Raw genomic sequence first — 4,797 nt, forward strand, 5'->3', positions numbered from 1 at the left:
GTCCGGGTTGGCCGGGGGGATCGGGGCGGACGGCTACGACGGTGTGACGGCGGACATCGCGCTACATCCGGGGCAGTGCGGGAAGCCGCGAATCGCGGCGCGGCGTCCGGGGACGGCCGAGAGCGGCCGGAACCGTGGTGGTGACCTCGGGTCGTTCCGCGCTGGCCGCCGCCATGTCGGCGAGCCGGTGCTGACCCGTACCGAGCGTCGCCAACGCGGGGGACGCGAACACCCGCCGCGCCGGTGCACTACACGTCGGGCACGGGGGTCTCGCCACCGTGTCGGTGATGGCGCGGGTGATGGCGAAGGGGCCGCAATCGGTACAGCGGAAGGAGTAGGTCGGCATGACACCTCTTTTCATCTGACTGAAATATATTCAGATGAAAATAAAAGTCAAGGGCGACACCGCCTGCCCAGTGGCGGGGCCTTCGGGGTGTCAGGACGTCAGGAGCTGAGTTTTGTCGACGAGTTCGCGTAGTTGGTCCACGTCGAGCCCCCACGATTCGAGGGCCGCCCGCTCGGCATCGGCGACGACAACGGCGAGTCGGGTGCGCAGTGTCCGCCCCCTGGGCGTCAAGCTGACCAGGACGCGACGCCGGTCGTGCAAATCGGCCGTCCGGTAAATCAGACCTTTGGAGACAAGGCGATCCACCGTTCGGGTGAGGGTTGGCCCGGTGATGAGAGTGGCCTGCGCCAGGTCGGTCATCGGGACCCTGTGACGAGTGGCGACATCGTCGAGCACACGCCAGTCCTCGACCTTGAGTGCCGAGTCGGCCAGGACGCGCGCGATGGCCGCCTCCGCGTGCTGAGTCAGGCGCGCGAGGGGCAACAGGAGATTGGTGCGGTGCTGGTGTCGGGTGCCCATGGAGCACTCCCCTCCTCGTCGCGCGGTGGTCATGGTCTATTCAGAATGAACTATTTCTGATAGAAATTGCCGAAGCGCAGCGTACACGGGATCGAGTGATCTGGGATTGGCGAATCGCGAAGGTGAGTTCCGCATCGGGCTGGTGATCCCGCTACAGGGACCTGCCGGGATGTTCGCGCCTTCCTGCGAGGCGGTTACCGAGCTCGCGGCGAAGGAGATCAACGACCGCGGCGGGCTGCACGGGCGCGAGGTCACCATCGAAGTGCTCGACGGTGGCGCGTCCGGCGCCGCGGTGGCCAAGACAGTCATCGACCAGCTTCGCGGCCGAGGCCTGGACGCGATCACCGGCTGGCATATTTCGGCGGTACGGAACGTCTTGTCACCAGTCGTCAGGGACCGGATTCCCTACGTGTACACGTCCTTGTACGAGGGCGGAGAGCGCACCCCCGGCGTGTTCTGCACCGGTGAGACGCCGCGGATCCAGATCGCGCCCGCACTGGCCTGGCTCCGTGACCATTGCGGCATCCGATCGTGGTGTTTGGTCGGCGATGACTACATCTGGCCGCGCGGCTCGGCGGCCGCCGCCCGGGCGTACTGCCGGGAACTGCAACTGGACCTGAAGCAGGAGATCTACGTCCCGTACGGATCAGACGACTTCCGGGAGCCGGTGCAGCAAGCGATCGACACCGGTGCCCAGGCGGTGTTGATGTTGCTTGTGGGCCAGGACGCGGTGCTCTTCAACCGCGAGTTCGCCAACCGCGGCGGCCATGACCGAATGGTCCGGTTCAGCCCACTCATGGAGGAGAACATGCTGCTGGCCAGCGGCGCCAGTGGCACCCAGAACATGTACGTCGCCGCCGCCTACTTCAGCTCGCTGGCCACAGCCGGGGCGATGGATCTGATGAGCCGGTACGTCGCTTCCTACGGTGCAGACGCTCCACCACTCAACGGCATGGCCGAATCCTGCTACGAAGGGCTGCTCACGCTGGAGGCCCTGTTCAAGCGGGCCCCCACCCCGGCGATTTGCGACCTGATCGCTTCTGCCCCGGATGTCGGATTCGACAGCCCGCGGGGGCCGGTGAACATGCGCAACGGTCACCTGGATCAGCGCGTGTACATCGCCGCGGCAGAGGGCTTCGACTTCGAAATCCTCGATCTGCTGCGGCCGGTCGCAAGCGGTTGCTAGCTGCGCTTCCCTGATTCGGCCGTCGCGAATTTAGCCCCAGACAAAACCGAAGTGGCCAGGGCCGGGATCGAACCGGCGACCTTCCGCTTTTCAGGCGGACGGGATAGCCACTGACCTGCGGTTTATTTGATTCTGTGCGTCGTATGCGCCGCGTTGAGCTGCGCTGACGCATGGGGTCTGTCCGACGAACGGACATGAACCGGACACGGTGCTTGCGCTCCTGACCAGGAGCTGTCGTGCCGCCGCTTGCGTTGTGGGCGGACTCAGCGGCTCCGGGGAGCAGGTACCCCGATGCCCAGCATCGCATCATCAGCCACCGACTCGACACCGTCGACGAACGGCGCGAAATCGGCATTCGAACAGCCGCCTCTTGAGCCCGGCTCTGCAGGGGCCTCGGTGGACGGGAGGTCGCGAGCGCCCGAGGCCGCCAGGCCGCAGGGCAGGAGAGCGGCAGCGGTCGGCCGGACGTCGACCGAGGCACCCAGCCTCGACCCGGCGTTCGCCGGCGGGCTTGTTATATGTGCCGAAAATGTCCGCGAGTCTGTCCATGACGGGACCGCGACCGGTGAGCTACGAGCGATCGACGCGCTGGGGCTGCGGTTCCCGAGCCCCGAGATGGTCACGGCGGCAGCGGCATTGTTCGAGCCCGCGGAACCGTGGGCTTGCGGCGCTCAGCGTCGCGGCACCGAGCCCGAATCCGGACGGTTCCGCATCTCCATCGGTCCCGGTGTCGTACGGCTCGGGTGGACCAATCCTGTCCGGGCCGAGAAGACCGCCGAACGGGCCGTCGGTCATCACCAACGTGACGTTGACGACGCGAAGTTTCATGTCAGGAATGACCTCGAACGCGATGCCGGGCACGGCGATCAGGCCGTCGGGTCTCCGACGCGACGGAGCCTTACGGAAGCCGACCCATGCAGTACTGGCGGCGTCATCACCGAGTGGTCCCGCAAGTCACGGTCGGCGATGTGCCGCACCTTCGCCGAACTCGACTACACCCCGTTGATGGAGTCCGGCCGTGTCCCGGCGATGGTCACGCTCACCTACCCCGGAGACTGGGAAGCCGTTGCCCCCAACGGGGGCACCGTGAAGCGACATATGGTTTTGTGGCGCAAACGCTTTCAGCGTGAGTACGGTGAACCGGCTCGCTATATCTGGAAGCTGGAGTTCCAGCGGCGCGGTGCTCCGCACAATCACTTGTGGATGGCGCCCCCGATGTCGCTGGGGCGTTCGGGTCGCGGCTTTGCGCATTGGTTGTCCGAGACGTGGGCTGAGGTTGTCGATCATCCAGACGCGGAACAGAAGGCACGGCACCTGCTGGCCGGCACCGCCATCGACGTGCGCAACGGGCTGAAGGCCTGTGACCCGAAACGGTTAGCTATCTACTTCACCAAGCACTCATCGCCAAACCTGGACGGTGACAAGGAGTATCAACACATCGTTCCCGAACTGTGGCGGCAGCCTGGACGTGGCCCTGGCAGATTCTGGGGTGTGTACGGGCTCAGGAAGGCCATCGCCGTCGTGGAAGTCGCGCAGGATGCGTACCTGACTGCTCGACGGATCATCAGGCGGTGGTCTCGGAGCCAAGCGGTGTACAGCGATTCTGACAGCCGCTTCCCGACTGCGGTGGTGCCGCGCACGGCCACAGTCCTGGTTCCACGCGTTGACTGTGAGACCGATGTTGTGGCGTATCGACGGGTTCGACGACGACGACCTCTCTGCAACCAAGGTGGGCTGGCCGGCGGGTACGCACTCGTCAACAACGGGCCGGAATTTGCCGTGCAGCTTGCCGCTGGGTTGCAGGCCGCACGGACATAACCCAACACCTCATCCTTTCGTAACTTTCGTAACTCTGCTACTCTTGGTCGAGTTCCAGCGGTGAGATGAAAGGAAGTGAGCCCATGAGCAGCGCCTCCGCGGAGATTGTTAACCCGGTTCCGGCCGATGCCAATGGGCTTGCCGATGTCCTCAGCTTCATCGAGGCACACGAGGCTCGTCACGGGACCTCTCCTGAGCCTGCCTTCTTCCTATCCGGCGCGAGCGAACACGACCGCGTCGAACTGACCGAACAGCTTCACGAGGTCCTCAAGCGTGCCGCCCACGCCCTCAGCCACGGTCAGTCGATCAGCATCTTGACCCGCGACCAGGAAATCTCCACCCAGCAGGCCGCCGAGATCCTCGGCCTCAGCCGTCCCACGGTGGTTCGCCTCATCGATGACGGCGAGTTAGACGCGCACGTGCCCGGCACGGTCCGACGCAAGCTGCGGCTTGCCGATGTCCTCGCCTACCGCGAGGAGCTTCACGCCCGGCGCAACCGGTTCATCACCGAGAGCTCGGAGGAGTTCGCGGATGCCGACGCCGACGAGGTCGCCGAGTTGCTCGCCGAAGCGAAACGTAAGCGTTGACCGTCCGCGGCGTCTGAAAGACTCGCCCACGTGTATCGCGCTGTCCTCGACACCTGCGCCCTTGTGCCGAGCCTTCAGCGCGACTTTCTGCTGCAGTTGGCCACTGAGGAGGCGTACGCACCTGTCTGGGGTTCTGGGATCCTCTTCGAGCTGGACTACGTACTCGCCCGCCTGCACGACAAGCGCGGGGTCGCCGATGGCGCTAGTCGCCGGCAGCACCTTTTCGACCAGCTGAGGGATGCATTCCCAGGCTCAGAGGTTCACTGGCTATGTCAACTCGAATTGGCCCCGGCTGGGCGGTTCGAAGTGGCCCCGCCCGGGGAAGGCTGGAGTTGCCGTGC

Annotated in this window: 6 protein-coding genes and 1 tRNA gene; 4 read left to right on the top strand and 3 right to left on the bottom strand. The window is 65.3% G+C overall.

The features are described 5' to 3' along the window. Window positions 1-61: 61 nt before the first annotated feature. Complete coding sequence (locus CQY20_RS33175) at window positions 62-346, bottom strand: FmdB family zinc ribbon protein (protein WP_163701186.1); 285 nt, start codon at window positions 344-346, stop codon at window positions 62-64. 90 nt (window positions 347-436) lie between these two features. Next, on the bottom strand, window positions 437-865 hold the full coding sequence (locus CQY20_RS33180; RefSeq protein ID WP_097945503.1) for a MarR family winged helix-turn-helix transcriptional regulator: 429 nt from the start codon (window positions 863-865) through the stop codon (window positions 437-439). Between the two features lie 106 nt (window positions 866-971). Between CQY20_RS33180 and CQY20_RS33185 the strand changes: the two genes are divergently transcribed. Continuing rightward, window positions 972-2,051, top strand: a complete 1,080-nt coding sequence (locus CQY20_RS33185) for a substrate-binding domain-containing protein (protein ID WP_097945505.1) — start codon at window positions 972-974, stop codon at window positions 2,049-2,051. Between the two features lie 52 nt (window positions 2,052-2,103). On the opposite strand, the gene CQY20_RS35080 is transcribed toward CQY20_RS33185, so the two are convergent. Beyond that, window positions 2,104-2,168: transfer RNA gene (locus CQY20_RS35080), tRNA-Phe, on the bottom strand. A gap of 174 nt (window positions 2,169-2,342) precedes the next feature. Here CQY20_RS35080 and CQY20_RS33190 point away from each other — a divergent pair. The 3 genes from CQY20_RS33190 to CQY20_RS33200 all read left to right on the top strand — a co-directional run. Then, window positions 2,343-3,869 carry a rolling circle replication-associated protein gene (locus CQY20_RS33190; protein ID WP_109789785.1) on the top strand — a complete coding sequence of 509 codons (1,527 nt, stop codon included), beginning with the start codon at window positions 2,343-2,345 and terminating at the stop codon, window positions 3,867-3,869. A gap of 83 nt (window positions 3,870-3,952) precedes the next feature. After that, window positions 3,953-4,456, top strand: a complete 504-nt coding sequence (locus CQY20_RS33195; protein WP_097945508.1) for an excisionase family DNA-binding protein — start codon at window positions 3,953-3,955, stop codon at window positions 4,454-4,456. Between the two features lie 30 nt (window positions 4,457-4,486). Continuing rightward, the coding region (locus CQY20_RS33200) for a PIN domain-containing protein (RefSeq protein ID WP_234816533.1) at window positions 4,487-4,797 on the top strand (311 nt) is incomplete at its 3' end.

The organism is Mycolicibacterium agri (assembly GCF_002553505.1).
GTDB lineage: Bacteria > Actinomycetota > Actinomycetes > Mycobacteriales > Mycobacteriaceae > Mycobacterium > Mycobacterium agri.

Coding starts and splice junctions, on each gene's coding strand:
- CQY20_RS33175 (WP_163701186.1), bottom strand. CDS start 346: ATGCCGACCTACTCCTTCCGCTGTACCGATTGCGGCCCCTTCGCCATC.
- CQY20_RS33180 (WP_097945503.1), bottom strand. CDS start 865: ATGGGCACCCGACACCAGCACCGCACCAATCTCCTGTTGCCCCTCGCG.
- CQY20_RS33190 (WP_109789785.1), top strand. CDS start 2,343: ATGCCCAGCATCGCATCATCAGCCACCGACTCGACACCGTCGACGAAC.
- CQY20_RS33195 (WP_097945508.1), top strand. CDS start 3,953: ATGAGCAGCGCCTCCGCGGAGATTGTTAACCCGGTTCCGGCCGATGCC.